15 protein-coding genes and 1 pseudogene are annotated in these 16721 nt (G+C 76.7%); 4 read left to right on the forward strand and 12 right to left on the reverse strand.

Features of this window, described 5'->3' with window-relative positions:
* Window positions 1-100 precede the first annotated feature (100 nt).
* The 6 genes from SGLAU_RS01520 to SGLAU_RS36665 form a co-directional block, all read right to left on the reverse strand.
* The gene (locus tag SGLAU_RS01520; protein ID WP_052413561.1) at window positions 101-1132 is read right to left on the reverse strand and encodes a hypothetical protein; all 1032 of its coding nucleotides are present in this window, start codon (window positions 1130-1132) and stop codon (window positions 101-103) included.
* A gap of 137 nt (window positions 1133-1269) precedes the next feature.
* On the reverse strand, window positions 1270-1509 hold the full coding sequence (locus tag SGLAU_RS01525; protein WP_043497652.1) for a DUF2945 domain-containing protein: 240 nt from the start codon (window positions 1507-1509) through the stop codon (window positions 1270-1272).
* Between the two features lie 99 nt (window positions 1510-1608).
* Window positions 1609-2628: a DUF5914 domain-containing protein gene (locus SGLAU_RS01530; protein WP_043497655.1), complete on the reverse strand. Its 1020-nt coding sequence runs from the start codon at window positions 2626-2628 to the stop codon at window positions 1609-1611.
* Window positions 2625-3647: a phytoene/squalene synthase family protein gene (locus SGLAU_RS01535; RefSeq protein WP_078957545.1), complete on the reverse strand. Its 1023-nt coding sequence runs from the start codon at window positions 3645-3647 to the stop codon at window positions 2625-2627. Before SGLAU_RS01535 ends, SGLAU_RS01530 begins: the two co-directional genes overlap by 4 nt.
* Window positions 3644-5239, reverse strand: coding sequence for a phytoene desaturase (locus SGLAU_RS01540; protein ID WP_052413562.1), 1596 nt, complete (start codon window positions 5237-5239; stop codon window positions 3644-3646). The genes SGLAU_RS01535 and SGLAU_RS01540 overlap by 4 nt, the downstream gene beginning before the upstream one ends.
* A complete protein-coding gene (locus SGLAU_RS36665) occupies window positions 5236-7011 on the reverse strand; it encodes a polyprenyl synthetase family protein (RefSeq protein WP_078957546.1) in 1776 nt (591 codons plus the stop codon). The genes SGLAU_RS01540 and SGLAU_RS36665 overlap by 4 nt, the downstream gene beginning before the upstream one ends.
* A 273-nt stretch (window positions 7012-7284) precedes the next feature.
* Here SGLAU_RS36665 and SGLAU_RS01550 point away from each other — a divergent pair, with 273 nt between their 5' ends.
* The 3 genes from SGLAU_RS01550 (at window position 7285) to SGLAU_RS01560 (ending at window position 10883) form a co-directional block, all read left to right on the forward strand.
* Window positions 7285-8472, forward strand: coding sequence for a lycopene cyclase family protein (locus SGLAU_RS01550; RefSeq protein ID WP_043497658.1), 1188 nt, complete (start codon window positions 7285-7287; stop codon window positions 8470-8472).
* Between the two features lie 120 nt (window positions 8473-8592).
* Window positions 8593-9324 (forward strand): class I SAM-dependent methyltransferase, encoded by a 732-nt coding sequence (locus SGLAU_RS01555; RefSeq protein ID WP_043497659.1) that lies wholly within the window; start codon window positions 8593-8595, stop codon window positions 9322-9324.
* The gene (locus tag SGLAU_RS01560) at window positions 9321-10883 is read left to right on the forward strand and encodes an NAD(P)/FAD-dependent oxidoreductase (RefSeq protein ID WP_078957547.1); all 1563 of its coding nucleotides are present in this window, start codon (window positions 9321-9323) and stop codon (window positions 10881-10883) included. The genes SGLAU_RS01555 and SGLAU_RS01560 overlap by 4 nt, the downstream gene beginning before the upstream one ends.
* A gap of 146 nt (window positions 10884-11029) precedes the next feature.
* Here the strand turns inward: SGLAU_RS01560 and SGLAU_RS36890 are convergent.
* From SGLAU_RS36890 to SGLAU_RS01575, 5 genes and pseudogenes are all read right to left on the reverse strand, one after another.
* A pseudogene (locus SGLAU_RS36890) lies at window positions 11030-11251 on the reverse strand (STAS domain-containing protein); the annotation flags it as partial.
* Between the two features lie 65 nt (window positions 11252-11316).
* Window positions 11317-12414: a B12-binding domain-containing protein gene (locus SGLAU_RS01565; protein WP_043497660.1), complete on the reverse strand. Its 1098-nt coding sequence runs from the start codon at window positions 12412-12414 to the stop codon at window positions 11317-11319.
* A complete protein-coding gene (locus SGLAU_RS01570) occupies window positions 12407-14161 on the reverse strand; it encodes a SpoIIE family protein phosphatase (protein ID WP_052413563.1) in 1755 nt (584 codons plus the stop codon). Before SGLAU_RS01570 ends, SGLAU_RS01565 begins: the two co-directional genes overlap by 8 nt.
* Window positions 14162-14509: 348 nt before the next feature.
* Window positions 14510-14653, reverse strand: coding sequence for a hypothetical protein (locus tag SGLAU_RS35565; protein WP_167551848.1), 144 nt, complete (start codon window positions 14651-14653; stop codon window positions 14510-14512).
* A gap of 36 nt (window positions 14654-14689) precedes the next feature.
* A complete protein-coding gene (locus tag SGLAU_RS01575) occupies window positions 14690-15079 on the reverse strand; it encodes a hypothetical protein (protein ID WP_244315157.1) in 390 nt (129 codons plus the stop codon).
* Window positions 15080-15330: 251 nt separating this feature from the next.
* Here SGLAU_RS01575 and SGLAU_RS01580 point away from each other — a divergent pair, with 251 nt between their 5' ends.
* Window positions 15331-16425 carry a glutamate--cysteine ligase gene (locus tag SGLAU_RS01580; protein WP_043497663.1) on the forward strand — a complete coding sequence of 365 codons (1095 nt, stop codon included), beginning with the start codon at window positions 15331-15333 and terminating at the stop codon, window positions 16423-16425.
* Between the two features lie 20 nt (window positions 16426-16445).
* Here SGLAU_RS01580 and SGLAU_RS01585 read toward each other — a convergent pair whose 3' ends face one another.
* Window positions 16446-16691 carry a hypothetical protein gene (locus SGLAU_RS01585; RefSeq protein ID WP_043497664.1) on the reverse strand — a complete coding sequence of 82 codons (246 nt, stop codon included), beginning with the start codon at window positions 16689-16691 and terminating at the stop codon, window positions 16446-16448.
* Between the last annotated feature and the right edge of the window lie 30 nt (window positions 16692-16721).

Here is a 16721-nt window from a genome sequence, read left to right on the forward strand (position 1 = left end):
CAATTGGGTGGCATCCCCAGGGGCCCGGGAGCTGGATACGACTCCCGGGCTCCGCCACGTCCGGTCCCGCCGCGTCCGGCTCCTCCGGCCGGACGCGCCGTCAGCACCAGCGGGTGCGCGGGCAGTTCCAGTCCCCGCCGCCGCCCGAGGAGCCGCCCCCGGAGCCGTCCGAGCCGTCCGGGAAGCCGTTCGGGAAGGTGCTGTCGCGGTCGCGGTCGCCGGGGAACGGGTCGCGGTAGTCGGGGTCGCCGTCGTCGTCCCGGTCCGGCAGGTCCGCCTGTCCGCCGTGCCCCCGGTCCGGCTCGGGGCAGCCGTTGTCCGGGTCGGTCAGTTCGAGCGTCACCCAGGTGTCGAGGGTGACGTCCGCGCCCTGCGCGGGGTCGGTCGCACAGACCCGCCAGTCGTCGTACTCGCCCTCGTCGGGGAGCCGGTCGTTGCCGTACGCCGTGTCCGCCCGCAGGTGGTGGTCCGGTACGACTCCGAGGTCCAGGACCTCCTTCTGCGCCGTCTTCCAGGTCTTCCAGACCAGGTCGGGCATGGTGGGCCACGGAATGGCCCCGCCGTCCACGGCGGGGCACGGGGCGCCCGTCTTCACCGCGCCGAAGTCGATGGTCTCGGTGCCGGCGTGCGTCCTGCCGGTCTTCTGGAAGCAAACGGTCCAGTTGAGGCGCATCATGATGCTCTTGTCCTCGTCGGACGCGTCGTGTTCGTCGACGCCGAACCCGGCCGCCTCGGCCTTCTCCCGCGCCTCGTCCAGCCGCAGCCCGCGGTAGTCCGGCGCCGCCGGCGGGCGCTCCGGGGGGCGCGGCGCGGCCGGTGACGGCGACGGGGAGGCGGCCGTACGGTCCCCTTGCGCGCCCTTCGCGTCCGCCTGCGCCACGGTGGCCGCCGGCCTGTCCCCGGGCGGGTCGGGCAGGACCGCGCCCAGCAGCGCCATGGCACCGATGGTGGCGGCCACCTTCACGCCCTTCTGCGCGGGGTTGTCCTTCCAGACGAGGGTGATCGCGGCGATCACGGCCAGGAAGCCCGCGTACTGGTCGAGCAGGCCGAGCAGGGGCACGGCGAGCACCGAGCCGGCCCGGGCCGGGGTGGTGAGCCACCAACGGGTGCCGGGGGCCGGCGGGTGGGGCATGGCGGTGTTCTCTTCTGGAGCAGGGGTACGTCACGGCCCGCACGGCACCGGTTCGGCCGTTTGCCGGGCGACCGCATCGTACACAGGGCCGGGCGGCCGCCCCCGCCCGTGGGCCCGCGGTGGCGCCGACGGGCCCCCTACTTTTTCTTCTTCTTCAGGGCGGAGGGCTTGTGCACCGCCGTGCGGCCCGACTTGTCGCTGCGCACCTCGTACTGGGGGTCGTCCGGGGAGGCGGCCACGGTGCGTCCGGCCGCCTCGGTCCGCTCGGTGATCTTCTTCTGCACGGTGCCCGTGGTCTCGCTGCCGTGACTGCTCCAGGCGACCTTGTCGCCCTTCGCCGGTTCCTTGCCGGACGAGGAGTCCTTGTTCTTCGCCATGGTTGCCGCTCCCTCGTGGGTGGTGCGTGCCGCTTTCCACCTTGCGGGCTGCCGCCGCGCCGCGCACCTCCGGCGCGGTGCGGGGCGCGCGGGACGGTGTCATCCGGGGAAGCGGCCCGTGGAGCGCAGTCGCCACCTCCGTTCGGCGTAGGCGAGGTCGTCGCGCCAGAGGCGGGCCGACGCGGTGCGCATGAGCGGGCGCAGCAGCGGCGCGGCGCGGCGTGCGACGGCGAAGCCGGGGCGGTCCGAGGCCGCCACCACCGCTTCGATCACCGCGGTGCGCGGGCGGCCCCGTTCGTCCGGGCCGAGGGGCGTGGCGTGGGTCTCGACGACCGAGCCCGCGCCCTCCCCTTCGGTGATGTGCATGACGACCGTGCGGGGTCCGGGCGCGGTGAAGACGGCCCGGACCGGCACGACGATCCGTCCCGCCACCTTGAAGGACACGTCGACGGTGAAGCGGTCGGCGTCCGCGTCCCCGGCGCCGTCGGGCGCGGCGACCACGGTGAGTTCGACGAACGAGTACGGGTGGTACCAGGCCCCGTGCCAGGGGTCCAGCCGGTTCGCCACCACGTCCTCCGGCTCGCAGGTCCCGGTGCCGACGTGGACCGCCGCGAGGGCGCGGGCCCGGTCCGGCCGGCGCGGCACGACGGGCGCGTCCAGCGGCTCCTCCCCGCCGGCCTCGTCGAGCCGCACCCAGAGCAGGACCCCGTCGTCGTGCACGGGCAGCGGCTCCCAGCCGGCGCGCGGGCCGCCGTCCAGGGCGAGTCCGTGCCAGCGGCAGACCAGGGTGCCGCAGCGCACCGGGCTCTGGCCGAGGGGCGCGCCGAGGTGGGGGCACACGCCGGGCCCGGCGTGCGGCCGGCCGTCGGCGCCGCGCCAGACGACGACCTCCTGCCCGGCCACGGTCCGGGCCAGCGGCCGGTCGCCGCGCAGCGCGTGGGACGCTCCGACGACGTACCAGTTGCCGGACGGGCGGGCCTGGGCGCGCTTCAGGGCCTGGGCGATCACCGCGGGTCTCGCCTCCCGCCAGGTGGGACGCTGGCGCTCCCAGGGGACGGGGCGCCGTCGCAGGGCGAGGGGCAGGCGGCCGCGTCGGGCGGGGGGCGGGGCGGGGTTCACGCGGCCTCCTCGGGCACGGCGGGGCGGGCGGCGGGCGCGGCGGCCTGCCGGGTGTCCGCCGCGTCCGTGGCGGGGCGGCCGGCCCGGCGGTGGCGGAGCCGGGCGGCGGCCACGCGGGCGAGCCCGTCGGCGGCGACCGCCGCCCGGTGGCGGCGCGGCACCACGGCGCGGCGGTGCAGCACGGCGTGGCCGTCGCGGGCCACGGCGTCGAGGATGCCGCCGTAGAGCACGTACGCGGTGCGGATGCAGGGCCGCGAGACCGGGTCGAGCAGGGCGAGCCCCGGCGCCGCCTCACGGTAGACGCCGCGGGTGAGCGCCTCGAACTCCCGCAGGGCCGCGGTCACGCGGGGGTCCCGGCGTCCGGTGTCCCTGCTCCAGCGCAGCAGTTCCCGGTCGACGCCGTGACCGGCGAGCAGGTCGGCGGGGAGGTAGACGCGGCCGCGGTCGAGGTCCTCGCCCACGTCCCGCAGGAAGTTGGTCAGCTGGAAGGCGACGCCCAGGGCGGCGGCGTACGGTGCGGCCTGCGCGCGCGGGACGACCGTGCCGAGGACGGGGAGCATCTGCAGGCCGATGACCGCGGCCGAGCCGTGCGTGTAGCGGCGCAGGTCGGCGTAGGTCGGGTAGTCGGTCACCACCAGGTCGGAGCACATCGCGGTCATGAAGTCGTGGAAGTGCGCGTGGTCGATGGCGTAGCGGCGCGCGGTGTCCGCGACGGCTCGCACCACGGGTTCCGCGCTGTGCTGCTGCCGCAGTCCCCGCCGGAGGTTCTCGCGCAGTTCGGCGAGCGCGGTGCCGCGCTGGGCGGTGCCGGTGCCGGGGGCGGGCCGGTCCACGATGTCGTCGGCCCAGCGGGCGAAGCCGTAGAGGGCGTGCACCGCGGGCCTGCGCTCGATCGGCAGCAGCCGGGTGGCGAGGAAGTACGTCTTCCCGTGTCGTGCGTTCAGGGCGCGGCAGTGGCGGTACGCGGCGCGCAGCGCCGGATCGTGGATGCCGGCCGCGTCGAGTTCCCGGTCGGTCATGCGGAGGTCTCCTTCACTGCGGGCGGCTCGGCGGCGGGCGGCTCGGCCGAGGGCGGCTTCGCGGTGGGGGCGGCGGCGGACGGCTTCCGGACGGGCGCCTTGCCGGAGGTGCGTCCGCCGGTGATCCGCGCGGCGGCCAGCTTCCCCGACAGCAGCACGGTGGGCACGCCGACACCGGGGGTGGTGCCGCAGCCCGCGAGTACGGCGTTCTCGGTGCCGCGCACCAGGTTGCGAGGCCGGAAGGGGCCGGTCTGCGCGAAGGTGTGGGCCGCCGAGAAGGGCGTCCCCGCGGCGTGTCCCTGGGCCTGCCAGTCGGCGGGAGTGATCAGGCATTCCTCCTGGACGGCGGCCTCGATGCCGTCCAGGCCGCGCCGTTCCAGCTCGCTCAGCAGCGTGTCCCGGTAGCGCGGGCCCAGATCGCTCCACGCGGCGGCACCGGGCCCGATGTCGGTGTTGGGGCAGGGCGCGAGAATGTAGTGCAGGTGGTGGCCTGGGGGTGCGAGCGAGGGGTCCGTGGCGGTGGGCCGGGTGATGAGCAGGGAAGGGTCGCTCATCAGCCGGCCGGTGCGGGTGAGTTCGTCGAAGGTGGACTGCCAGGCCGCCCCGAACGAGAGGGTGTGGTGGGCGAGGTGGTCCCAGGTGCGGTCGGTGCCCGCGTGCAGCACGACCGCGGACGGGGAGTGCCGCAGCGGCAGCGGCCTGCGGGGCCGGCGGCCGAGCAGCCGGTAGGCGACGGGCAGGTCGGGGGTGAGGACGACCGCGTCGCAGGGGATGCGGTCCTGGTCGGTGACGACCGCCGTGACCCGGGCCCCGGACCGTTCCAGGCGGGTGACGCGCCGGCCGAACCGCAGTTCGGCGCCCGCCTCGGCGGCGGCGTCCGCCATGGCCCGCGGCAGGGCGTGCATGCCGCCCCTGGGGAAGTACACGCCGGCGACGGTGTCCATGTAGGCGATGACGGCGTACGCGGCGAGGGCCCGGGCCGGGGGGACACCCGCGTACAGGGCCTGGAAGGAGAAGACGCGGCGCAGCCGCTCGTCCTTGAGGAAGCGGCCGATCCGCGCGTCGAGGCGGCCGAAGCCGCCGAGTGCGGCCAGCCGGACCAGGTCGGGGGTGAGCAGGTCCAGCGGGGAGTCGAAGTCCGCGTCGATGAAGCGGCGCATCTGTGCCCGGTAGAGCCTGGTCAGCCAGTCGCGCAGCCGCCGGTACCCCAGGGCCTCGGCCGGCCCGGCGAAGCGCTCGACCGCCTCGGCCATCGCGTCCGCGTCGGTGTGCACGTCGAGGCTGCTGCCGTCGGCGAAGCGGGCCCGGTAGGCGGGGTGGAGCGGGATCAGGTCGACGCGCCGGCGCAGGCTGTCGCCTACGGCCGCGAAGGCCTCGTCCGCGAGGTCGGGCATGGTCAGCACGGTGGGACCGGTGTCGATCCGGTAGCCGCCGAGGGTGCGCCGGCCGGCCCGCCCGCCGGGCTCGGTGTCACGTTCGACCACGGTGACGCGGCGTCCGGCGCCGAGCAGGTGCAGGGCGGCCGACAGTCCGGCGAGTCCGGCCCCGACCACGACGACGTGATCCGTCCGTCCGGGCAGGGTGCGCGTCATCGGGCGGTCTCCCCGGTGCCGCCGTCCAGAGTCCGGGGCGAGGCGGCGGCCGGGGCGGCCGGGGTGCCGGGCACGCCCGAACCGGTGGCCCGCCCGCCCGCACCGGTGGCCCCGGGCACGTCCGCGCCGGTGGCCCGCCCGCCCGATCCGGTGGCCCCGGGCCCGCCCGATCCGGTGGCCCCGGGCACGCCCGAACCGGTGGCCCCGGGCACGCCCGCACCGGGGACGGACATCGGCCCGCACGGGGCCGTCCCGGCCCTGGCCTCGGTCTGCCCCAGACCGGCCCCGGAGGTGTCGGGCGCCCCGGTCCCGGCCGGGACGGGCCGGGGCGGGGGCGGGGGCACGGCGTCGTGGGGAGGCTCGCCGGCCACCGAGCGCAGCAGGCTCCGCAGCCGGCGTCCGCTCTCCGGCTCCAGGCGGGCGCGGTCGAAGTGGCGCAGTCCCTGGGCGACGAGCCGGGCGATCCTGCCCTCGACCTCGTCCCGGGCGCCCGTCGCCACCAGGACGTCCCGCACCTCGTCGAGGCCGTCCGCGGTCAGCTCCACGTCACCGGGCGCCCGTTCCAGCACGGCCAGGGCCCGGTGGTCCGCCCTGGCCTCGGCGCGGGCCCGGGCGAGGGCGGTCACGTACGTCAGCTTGCCCTCGCGGATGTCCCCGCCGGCGGGTTTGCCGGTGCGCGCGGGATCACCGAAGACGTCGTTCAGGTCGTCCCGCAGCTGGAACGCCATGCCGACACGGCGGCCGGCCGAGCACAGCGCGCGCAGCGTGGTGTCGTCCGCGCCCGCCAGGGCGGCGCCCAGGGCGAGCGGCCGTTCCACCGAGTACAGGGCGCTCTTCAGGCAGGCGGCGCGCAGCGCCCGCGGCAGGGACCGCGCGCCCGTGGTCTGGCCCTGGACGTCGAGGTACTGGCCGGCGACCATCTCCGTGCGCATGTCGCTCCACAGGCGGCGCACCACGATCGCGGTCCAGGCGGGCAGCGGGGTCTCCGCCACCAGGTCGTCGGCCCAGGCGAGGGCGAGGTCGCCGGCCAGGATGGCGGCCGACTCCCCCAGCCGGTCGGCGCGGGCGGGCGGCGCCTGGCCGGCGTACTGCGCACGCACGTCGGCGTGCAGCGCGGGCCGGCCGCGACGCAGCGCCGCCCCGTCCATGACGTCGTCGTGGACGAGGGCACAGGTCTGCAGCAGTTCGAGTGCCGCGCCGATCCGCAGCGCGGCGTCGGCGGCCGCCGGGTCGGAGGCGCCGCACGCGCGCAGGGACCACCAGACCAGCCGTGCCCGGGTCCGTTTGCCGCCCTCGCGGGTGAAGCGCGCCACGCGTTCCGCGAGGTCCCGCGCGAACAGCGGGTCGGCCGCGCGGGCCCGGGCGAGGCGATCGGCCAGCACGTGGTCGAGCATCCGCCCGACGGCGGCGGACACGTCCGCGTCGACCGTGCCGACGTCGGCGCGGACGGCGGGCACGGCGGCCTCGGCGGGCACCTCCGCGGGCGTGCGCGCGTCCGCGTGGACGCCGTGCGCCTCCGCGCCGACGGCACGCCGGTCCGCGGTGCCCGGGCCGCGTGCGGGGGCGCCGTGGGCACGCGGGTCGGCGGTTCCCGCGGGACCGGGTACGCCCCGGGGGTGGCGTACGGCGGTTCCGGCGGCCGGCCGGTCGTCCTCGGCACCGGCCGGCGCGCCCTGCGGCCGCGCCCGGACGGGGGAACCCGGCAGGGCGACCAGGCGTGGCACGGGCGGCGGCGGGGCCGCGTGGTGATCCTTCGCCTGTGTGGGGCGCATCCCGGTTCCTCTCGTCGTGCTCGTCGTTCCTCCGTCATCCACGTCCTTCCGCCCGGGCGGCGGTTACGGATGCGGCACAGGCATGCCCGCTCCGGCCGTGCGGCTCCCCGCCCGTGCCTCCGTTCGGCGGCGCCACGCGCCCGAGGGGGTGGTGTGTCCGCCGCATTCCTGCATCCGTCCGGGCCCGGACGGGGGAAGCAACCGGCGGATGCGGGAACGCGGAGACGCGCACACGCGCGGACGCGCAGATCACGGCGAGAGGGAGGAACCGGCGTGCTGGAGACGGAGGTCGCCGTCCTGGGGGCGGGAGCCGCGGGGCTGTCCCTCGCCCACCGGCTCGCGGGGCACCTGCCGGGCACCCGCACCCCCTCGGTGGTGCTGGTGGACGCGCCTCCCGGACCGCTGCGCCCGCCGCCGCGGACCTGGTGCTTCTGGGAGTCCGGCCGCGGCCGGTTCGACGCGGCGCTGCGCGCCGAATGGCGGTGGCTGCGGGTGTGTCCGCCCTCGGGCGCCCCCATCGAGGGGGACATCGCCCCGCTGCGCTACAAGATGATCCGCTCCGACGACTTCGCGCACCTGGTCGGGAGGGACCTGGCCCGCAGTCCGAACGTGCGGCGGCTGGAGGCGGCCGTCGAGACGGTGGAGGACGTGCCGTCGGGCGCCCACGTCCGGGTGCGGGCCCCGGACGGCGGCAGCGCGGTCCTGCGTGCCCGCTGGGTGTTCGACTCCCGCCCGCCCGGCAGCCTGCCGGCCGCGCGGACCACCCTCCTGCAGCACTTCCACGGCTGGTTCGTGCGTACGGCGCGCCCGGTGTTCGACGTCCGCGCCGTGGAACTGATGGACTTCCGCACGCCGCAGCCCGCCGAGGGCCTGTCCTTCGGCTACGTCCTGCCGCTCGGCTCGCACGAGGCGCTGGTGGAGTACACCGAGTTCTCGTCGCGCCCGCTCACCGCGGACGGGTACGAGTCGGCCGTGCGGCAGTACGCCGACGAGGTGCTGCGGCTCGGCCAGGCACGGATCGTCGCGACGGAGACCGGGGTCATCCCGATGACGGACGCGCCGATGCCGCGGCAGGTCGGCGCGTCCGTCTTCCGCATCGGTGCCGCAGGCGGCGCCACCCGCCCCGCCTCCGGCTACACCTTCGCCGGTGTGCAGCGCCAGGCCCGGGCCGTCGCGTGGGCCCTGCGCCGGGGGCGCCGGCCGGTGCCGCCCGTTCCGCACTCGGCCCGCTCGCGGGCCATGGACGCCGTCCTGCTGCGGGCCCTGGACAGCGGCCGCGTCGACGGGCCGGCGCTGTTCTCCCGCCTGTTCGCGCGCGTCCCCATGGGGCGGCTGCTGCGCTTCCTCGACGGCCGCACCCGGCTGTACGAGGACCTCGCCGTCGGCCTGCGCACCCCCGCCGGGCCGATGCTGCGGTCCGCCGCGGAGCTCGCCTGGCTGCCGCGTCGCCCCTTCGACTGAGCCACCCGTCCACCCGTACGCCCGTCGGCACCTCCGCCGATCCGTCCCCGCCCGTCCCCTACGGCTGATCCCTACGGCTGATCCCCTCCCCCGCCCGCCCCTTCGGCTCCCGGAGACCGCATGACCCTCCTGCGCGACGAGGAACTCGCCGCCGCCTTCGACCACGCCTCCCGCACCTACGACGCGCTGGTGGCCGCCAATCCCGGCTACCACGCCCACCTGCGCCGCTCGGTGCGCCGGCTCGGCCTGCCCGGGCACGGCGCGGGGCTGCGCCTGCTGGACCTCGGCTGCGGCACCGGCGCGTCGACCGCCGCCCTGCGCTCGGTCCTGCCGGGCGCGGACATCACGGCCGTGGACGCCTCCGCCGGCATGCTGGAACGGGCCGCCGCCAAGCCCTGGGCCCGGGGGGTGACCTTCGTGCGGGCGCCCGCGGAACGGCTGGCGCGGGCCGGGGTGCGGGGACCGTTCGACGCCGTGTTCGCCGCCTACCTGTTCCGCAACGTCGCCGACCCCGACGCCGTACTCGGCACCGCGCGCGCCCTGCTGCGGCCCGGCGGACGGCTGGGGGTGCACGAGTACACCCTCGGCGGGCGCCGCGTGGACCGGGCGGTGTGGGCACTGGTCTGCCGCGGTCTCGTCCAGCCCGTCGCGAGCGTCCTCGGGGACGGCGCGCTCTACCGCCATCTGTGGCGCAGTGTGGTGGAGTTCGACACCGCCGGCCGCTTCGCGGACCGCCTGCGCGCGGCGGGCTTCGACTCGGTGCGCGCCCTGCCCCTGCCGGGCTGGCAGACGGGCATCACCCACACGTTCGTCGCCCGCCGGGCGGACGCGGACCCGGAGGAGGCACGATGAACGGTGTGCCGGCGGCGCGCTCCGGCGGCGCCCGCAGGGGCCGGGACCGCCGGGCCCGCGTGCTGCCCGCCCGGCCGGGCGCCCGGAGGATCGACGGGGCCCGCCCCACCACCGCCGTGATCGGGGGCGGTATCGCCGGGCTGGCCGCCGCGACCGCGCTGGCCGAACGCGGGGTGGCCGTCACCCTGTACGAGCGGCGGCCCTATCTGGGCGGGCGGGTCGGCGGATGGCCGACCCGGCTGCGGGACGGCAGCACGGTCACCATGAGCCGCGGCTTCCACGCGTTCTTCCGCCAGTACTACAACCTGCGGGGGCTGCTGCGGCGCACGGATCCGGGGCTGGAACGGCTCACCGCCCTGCCGGACTATCCGCTGCTGCACGCGGGCGGCCTGCGCGACAGCTTCCGGCATGTGCCCCGCACTCCGCCGTGGAGCGCGCTCGGCTTCGCCGCGCTCAGCCCCTCGTTCCGCCTGCGGGACCTGCGCGCCATGAACCCGGTGGCGGCGCTGCCGCTGCTCGACGTCCGCGTCCCGCAGGTGTACGAGCGTCTCGACGGCACCAGCGCCCACGACTTCCTGGACGCCGTGCGCTTCCCGCGCGGCGCCCGTCACCTGGCGTTCGAGGTGTTCTCCCGCAGCTTCTTCGCCGACCCCCGGGAGCTGTCGGCGGCGGAGATGGCCCTGATGTTCCACATCTACTTCCTCGGGTCCGCCGAGGGCCTGCTGTTCGACGTGCCCCGCTCGCCCTTCCCGGCCGCGCTGTGGGACCCGCTGGCCGCCTACCTGGGACGGCACGGCGCGGAGGTGCGCACCGGCACGGCCGTCGAGAGCGTCACCCCCCGGCCCGACGGCGGCTACGACATCGCCGCCGGCCGGGAGGAGCGGCGCCACGACACGGTGGTGCTGGCCCTGGACACCGCGGGCCTGCGCTCCGTCGTGGCCCGCTCCGAGCGGCTGGGGGACGGCCCGTGGCGCGAGCGGATCGCGCGGCTGCGCACCGCCCCGCCCTTCCTGGTCAGCCGGCTGTGGCTGGACCGGCCCGTCGCGCCGGACCGGCCGGGCTTCCTGGGCACCAGCGGGTTCGGCACCCTGGACAACATCAGCGTGCTGGAGCGCTGGGAGGACGAGGCGGCCCGCTGGGCCGCGCGCACCGGGGGCTCGGTCGTGGAGCTGCACGCGTACGCGGTACCGCCGGAGGCGACCTGGGACATCGAGCAGAAGCTCCTGATCGACCAGTTGCACCGCGTCTACCCGGAGACGCGCGCGGCCTCGGTGGTCGACGCCCGCCACGTCTGGCACGACGACTGCCCGCTGTTCCCGGTGGGCGGCTTCACCGGCCGGCCGGCCGTCCGCACTCCGGATCCCGGGCTGGTGGTGGCCGGCGACCTGGTCCGCACCGACCTGCCGGTGGCCCTGATGGAACGCGCGGCGACGACCGGGTTCCTGGCCGCCGACGCGCTGCTGGAGCGGTGGGGCGTACGGGGCCGGGCCCTGTGGACGGTGCCGGACCGCGGACGCGGGGCGGTGCTGCGCGGACTGGCCGGGTGGGCGGGACGCTGAGCGCCGGGCCGGACGACGGCACCCGCGGGGCCCCGTCCTGACGCCTCACCGTCGTCACGACGTGCCGTCCGGTCTCGGCTCCGCCGTCGCGTCGGTGGCCGGCGACCGCCCGCGGGCGCGGTGAGGTGGGCGAGGACGCCGGTCTGGCGGAGCACGCGTTCCAGCGCCTCGGGCCGGTTGTCCGGGTGCAGGGTGGCGCGGACGGCGCTGGTGTGGCGGTGCGGCATCAGCAGTGCCGCCGGTCCGAGCGGGTCGATGCGGGTCAGCCCGGTGAAGTCGAGCCGTACGTCACGCACCCCGGGGACGAGGTGGCCGCGGACGACGCCGGCCAGGTCGTGCCCGCTGTCGTGGTCCGGCTCGCCGCCCACCTGGACGATCAGCGTGGCCGGCGCGCTGCCGACGACGGGGTGCGGCGGGGCGGCGTGGGGCTCGGTCAGGCGTGGGCGGCGAGTTCCTGGGCGGGCGGGTCCGCGGGGTGGTCGCGCAGTGCGGCGGCGCCCGCGCGGAGCATGGCCAGGGTGCGCGGGGCGTCGCGCGACTGCCCGGCCAGGATGTCGAGTGCCGTGCGGAGGGAGTCGGCGGGGACCCGCCGTGCGGCGAGGATCTCCGCCGTCCAGGTCAGGAACGAGGTGAAGACTTCGGGGTCGTCGACGTAGAGGGCGGTCGCGAGGAAGTCCACGATGTGGGCGATGTCCTCGGCGGTGTGTTCCCGCTGCTCGTCGGAGTATCCGCGCAGCGCGGGGAACCGGTGCTCCAGGTCGGTCATCGTCCGCCTGACCAGGGAGCCGCGCGACCGGACGGCCATCGTGTACTCCTGGTCGGCCAGGTGCGGCAGGTCGTCGACGGTCTGCCGGACCGCGGTGGGCAGCGGCCGGGGCAGCCCGCCCTCCAGTACGGCGGCCGCGCCGCGGGCGTCCGCCGCCCACCGGTCGGCGCCCAGGGCCCGCGCGAACCGGCCGTCGGGGCCGAAGGCGCGGCCCCCGGCCAGCACCGGCACGCCGACGGCCTGGCAGGCGGTGATGGCGGCGTGGGCGGCCGGCAGATGGGTGGGGAGCGAGCCGGAGAGCAGCACCGCGCCGGGGTCGGTGTCGTGCAGGTGGGCGACCAGGTGCGGGGTGGGTGTCTGGGCGCCGAGGTAGTCCACGTGCCAGCCGCGCAGCCGCAGCACCTCGGTGACGAGCCGGGCCGGGAAGGCGTGCCATTCGCCGTCGACACAGCTGACGGTCACCCGGCCGCGCGGGGCGGCGCCGCGGGGGCGGCGGGCCGCCGACCGGTGGACGAGGGCGGCGACCACGCGGTCGTTGACGGCGGTGGCGGCGTGCTCGCGGGCCACGGTGATCCGGTTGGCGGCCCACTCGGCGCCCACCTTGACCTGCACCGCCGCGACGACGTCGAGCAGCAGGCCCTCCTCGTCCCAGCCGGCGTCGGCAGCGGCGGTCACGACGTCCACGGCGGCGGGCTCGCTGCCCTCCGTCACCGCCCGCCAGAGGTGATCGCGCAGCTCGGCAGCCGATGTGCGGGGGTCAGTCAACCGTTCCTCCCGGGGGTTCCGTGGGTGTCGTCGTGCGGCCGTCCGCCGGACGGCCGGACCGTGGGGCGCTGATGGCCACGGCGGCCATGTCGTCGTGGGCGCCCGCGGCCAGCCACTGCCCGGCCAGCATCTGCACCCGCTCGACGATCGCCTCGCCCGGCATGCCCCCGCACTCCGTCAGTGCCTTGCGGAGGCGGTGTTCCCCGAACAGTTCGTCGCCCAGCGGTCCGCCGCGGGCCTCGGTGATGCCGTCGGTGTAGAGCAGGCAGGTCTCCCCGGGGGCGAGTTCGGTCTCCGCGGTGCGCGCCGTGACGGCCGGCAGGGCGCCCACCAGGGTGCCCTGCGTGGCCGCCTCCTCCACCGTGCCGTCGGCGCGGACGATCAGCGGCGGCAGGTGACCGGCGCTGGTGAGGCGCAGCCGCACCCGGTCCTCGTGGCGCCGCACGGACGCCAGGACCAGGGTGGCGAAGCGGGTGTGGTGCGAGGTCAGCAGGGCGCCGTTGAGCAGGTCCAGCACCTGGCCGTGGTCCCCGGCGAGGGGCAGCAGCGCCTGGAGCGTGTTGCGGATCTTGCCGGTCAGCACCGCCGCGTCCAGTCCCTTGCCCGCCACGTCGCCGAGCACGACGAGGGTCTCCCCCGCGGGTCCGGGGGCGGGGTGGACGTCGTAGAAGTCCCCGCCGACGCGTTCGTGGTCCTGCGCGGGGCGGTACCCGCCTGCGTACTCCACGCCGTGCACCTGGCTGAGCCGGGGCGGCAGCAGGTCCCGCATGAGCGTGGCCGTGATCGCGGCCTGCTCGCTGTAGAGGCGGGCGGCGGACAGCGCGGCCCCCGCGCGGGCGGCGAACAGCCGGGCGAAGACCTCCTCGCCCGGGGTGAAGCCCTGGTGGGTGGCGGAGCGCAGCAGGATCAGCGCTCCGGCGGGCACGCCGTGTCCGGGCAGCGGAGCCACGATCACGGAGCCGATCCCTCCGGTGAAGCCGGGCGGGACCACCCACGCGGGGATGGCGGCCGGATCGATCCAGCGTGCCGGCACCGGCGGGAAGCCCTGGAGCGCTTCCGCGAGGCCGGGGACCGCGCGCGGGTCCATCTGGTGCGCGCTCTGGACGACGGGGGCGCCGCGCCGGGCGTGGCTGAGCGGGTAGCGCCTGCCCTGGGGCGGCGCGATCAGCACGGCGGCGTCGGCCAGGTGCTCGGCCGCCAGACCGGCGGCCAGTTCGCTGCAGCGGGCGACGTTCAGCGAGGACAGCAGGGTGCCGGACACCTCGGCGAGGACGGCGGTCCGCTCCTCGGCGCCGCGCAGGGCGCTCTCCGCGCGGTGGCGGTCGGTGCCGTCGAACAGCCACCAGGTCACGTGGCCGTCCGGGGTGGTGGTGGGGTGGGCGGCGTAGATGCGGTCGCCGATGGGGCCGGTGGGCGGGTCGCCCGCCGGGCCGTGCGGGTCGCGGGCGACGCGCGCGTGGGCGTCGGCCAGCCAGCGCGGCAAGCGGTCACGGGGCGGGCCGCAGGGGTGGGCGCCGTCCGGGGTGGGGGTGCCGTTGCCGTGGGGGGCGGGGACCGCGGGGAAGCACGGCCGGGCCGCGCGCGGGCCGGGTGGGTGCGCCGGCAGCGCCCGCGCCGCCCGGTTGGCGTCGAGGACGGTGCCGTCCCGGTCGACGACGAAGACCGGACAGGGTGCGTCAACCCAGGCCGTGCCGACGCTGACGCCGGCATCGCGGGGGTCGAGGGAAGAGCCGTGAGAAGAAACCACGAGCGGAGGTACGCATGGCGCGCACCTCACCACCTCTCTGCTGGGCGACGGTTCGCTCAGGCCACCGTCGCCCATCCGGACGGTGGAAAGCAACCCCGGTCGGGGCGGGGTGACGAGTCCGCGCACGGACGACACCGCCTCATGCCCCGGACACGGCGGTTCACACCTGGGGCCCGGCGCGCCGAACCGGCTTCCCGGCGCCCGCGCCCGCAAGCGCGGCGCCGGCCGCGTCCGAGGGGGACGCGGCCGGCGAAGAGGGAGTACGGGCCGCCGCTCCGGAGCGGCGGGCCGGGAGCGGAGGTCCGCACCCGGGGGCCCGCGCCCGTCACGGCCCGGTCCGGCCGGCCGTCACTCCTCGCCCTCCCGCCCCGTGTCGTCCCCCTGGCTCCCCGTGTCCTCGCCCTCCGCCTGGGACGGGGTCGTCCGCGGCACGTCGCGGCGGCCGGTGTCCTCCGGCTCGCCCTCCGCCTGGGACGGGGTGTGCTCACTCATTCCGGAACCTCCATGTCGTCGATCGGGTCTGTGCTCTCAGGCTGTCGTGGGGCGCCCCGGGCGTGCCGTGCGCAGCCAGGCCGCGATCCAGCCCGTCTGCATCGCGGCGTCGAGCAGATACGTGGGACGGATCCGTCCCTTCGGCACGTAGACGAGGTCGACGGCCAGCAGGGTCAGGGCGGTGCCCAGACCGATGCGGCGCGCCTGGGCCGGGCCCCGGGGGGCCGGCGCCGCCGCGAGCTGCGCGACGCCCGCGGACACCAGCAGTCCCCCGGTCGTCATCTGCAGCCACTCGTCGGTCTTGGGTCCGAAGACCCACTCGAAGCTGCGCAGGTGCACCAGTGGCCACAGCCCGCCCGCGATGTTGAAGGCGCCGTGCGCGAACGCCAGGCCGACGCCGGGTTGCAGGACTTTCCTTCCGCGCACAGCGCCTCCCTCGCACATACTGAATCCAGGGGCAGGTCCCCTCACGGCTCGGCGAGTGCCCCCGACTGCGCGTTCCCATCCGTGTTCGGGCACGTTGATCGCCTCACGTTTGGAACGGCGCAGGCACGGCACTTGTCCGGCGCCCCTCGGGACGGCGGGGCGACTTACGGGCACCGTGAGGAGCGGCCCCGGTACGCAGGAGCGCACCGCCGCGTTGCCGGAGCGGTGCCCGGCGAGCAGGGAAGGTGCACATGACAACCGTCGGTGTGGAAGAGGAGTACCTGCTCGTCGACGTGGCCACGGGAAGGCTCAGCCCGTACGGCGAGAAGGTGCGGGCCGCGGCCGGTCTGGAGCGGTTCGTCGCGGCCGACGAGGTCCAGCTCGAGCTGCTGCAGGCCCAGGTGGAGGTGGCCACGCCGGTCTGCGGCACGCTGGAGGAGGTCGGCGGGCACCTGCTGCGGCTGCGGCACGCCGTGGCCCTCGCGGCGGAGACGCACGGCTGCCGCATCATGGCCAGCGGCACCGCCCCCATGGCGCAGGACGCGGCCGTACCGGTCACGGACAAGGCCCGGTACCGGGCGATGCTGCGGCAGGCGCCCCAGCTGGTGGCGGAGCAGATGGTCAACGGCATGCACGTGCACGTCGCGGTGCCCAGCCGTCGTTCCGGCGTCGAGGTGCTGAACCGGCTGCGGCCGTGGCTGCCCACGCTGACCGCCATGGGGGCGAACTCCCCGCTGTGGGACGGGCACGACACGGGTTTCGCGAGCTGGCGCACCATCGTCTTCGACCGGTGGCCCGTCAGCGGCGTCCCGCCGCACTTCGCCGACGACACCGACTACGACCTGCGGATGCGGCGGCTGCTGTCCACCGGCGTGATCGCCGACAGCGGCCAGCTGTACTGGCAGGCCCGGCTGTGCGAGCGCTACCCCACCGTCGAGGTGCGCTGTGTGGACGTCCAGCCGCGCACCGACGACGCCGTGATGTTCGCCGGGCTCGTGCGCGGCCTGGTGGAGACGGCCATGCGGGACGCGGGCGCCGGGCGTCCGGCGCCGGAGACGGACCCCGAGCTGCTGAAGGCCGCCATGTGGCAGGCCGCCCGGCACGGCCTGAGCGGGGACCTGCTCGATCCCGCCGGCCGGCGCTGCCGCGCCGGTGACGTGGTGTACCAGCTCCTCGAACGCATCGCGCCCGCGCTCGAGGAGGCCGGTGACACCCGGGAGGTCACCGCGCTCGTCCACCGTCTGATGCAGCACGGCACGGGCGCGGACCGGCAGCGCCAGACGCTGGCCGACGGCGGCCCCGGTGCCGTGGTCGACATGCTCACCGAGGCCACCGTGATGCCGTGACGGGCCGCGGCCCCGGCGGGTCAGGCGCCGAGTTTGCCGGCCAGGTCGGTGAGGATCCGGGCCAGGTCGCGCACCTCGCCGTCGGTCGGCGCCGGGCCGAGACGGTCCACCAGGTCCCGCCTGGTGATCACGAGCAGGGCTCCCGCCGGCCCCTCCTCGTCCGGCGCGGCGTGGTCGACCACGTGTGCCCTGCCTTCCAGCAGGACGAGCGCGGCGTCCTCGCTGCGGGCATCATGAAGTCGCCTGACATGGGTCTCGTCGATCATCCGCCGGCCTCCGGTCGTTCGGGGGTTTCC

It is taken from the genome of Streptomyces glaucescens (assembly GCF_000761215.1).
GTDB lineage: Bacteria > Actinomycetota > Actinomycetes > Streptomycetales > Streptomycetaceae > Streptomyces > Streptomyces glaucescens_B.

Coding starts and splice junctions, on each gene's coding strand:
- SGLAU_RS01520 (WP_052413561.1), bottom strand. CDS start 1,132: ATGCCCCACCCGCCGGCCCCCGGCACCCGTTGGTGGCTCACCACCCCG.
- SGLAU_RS01555 (WP_043497659.1), top strand. CDS start 8,593: ATGACCCTCCTGCGCGACGAGGAACTCGCCGCCGCCTTCGACCACGCC.
- SGLAU_RS01525 (WP_043497652.1), bottom strand. CDS start 1,509: ATGGCGAAGAACAAGGACTCCTCGTCCGGCAAGGAACCGGCGAAGGGC.
- SGLAU_RS01585 (WP_043497664.1), bottom strand. CDS start 16,691: ATGATCGACGAGACCCATGTCAGGCGACTTCATGATGCCCGCAGCGAG.
- SGLAU_RS01535 (WP_078957545.1), bottom strand. CDS start 3,647: ATGACCGACCGGGAACTCGACGCGGCCGGCATCCACGATCCGGCGCTG.
- SGLAU_RS01560 (WP_078957547.1), top strand. CDS start 9,321: ATGAACGGTGTGCCGGCGGCGCGCTCCGGCGGCGCCCGCAGGGGCCGG.
- SGLAU_RS01580 (WP_043497663.1), top strand. CDS start 15,331: ATGACAACCGTCGGTGTGGAAGAGGAGTACCTGCTCGTCGACGTGGCC.
- SGLAU_RS36665 (WP_078957546.1), bottom strand. CDS start 7,011: ATGCGCCCCACACAGGCGAAGGATCACCACGCGGCCCCGCCGCCGCCC.
- SGLAU_RS35565 (WP_167551848.1), bottom strand. CDS start 14,653: ATGAGTGAGCACACCCCGTCCCAGGCGGAGGGCGAGCCGGAGGACACC.
- SGLAU_RS01540 (WP_052413562.1), bottom strand. CDS start 5,239: ATGACGCGCACCCTGCCCGGACGGACGGATCACGTCGTCGTGGTCGGG.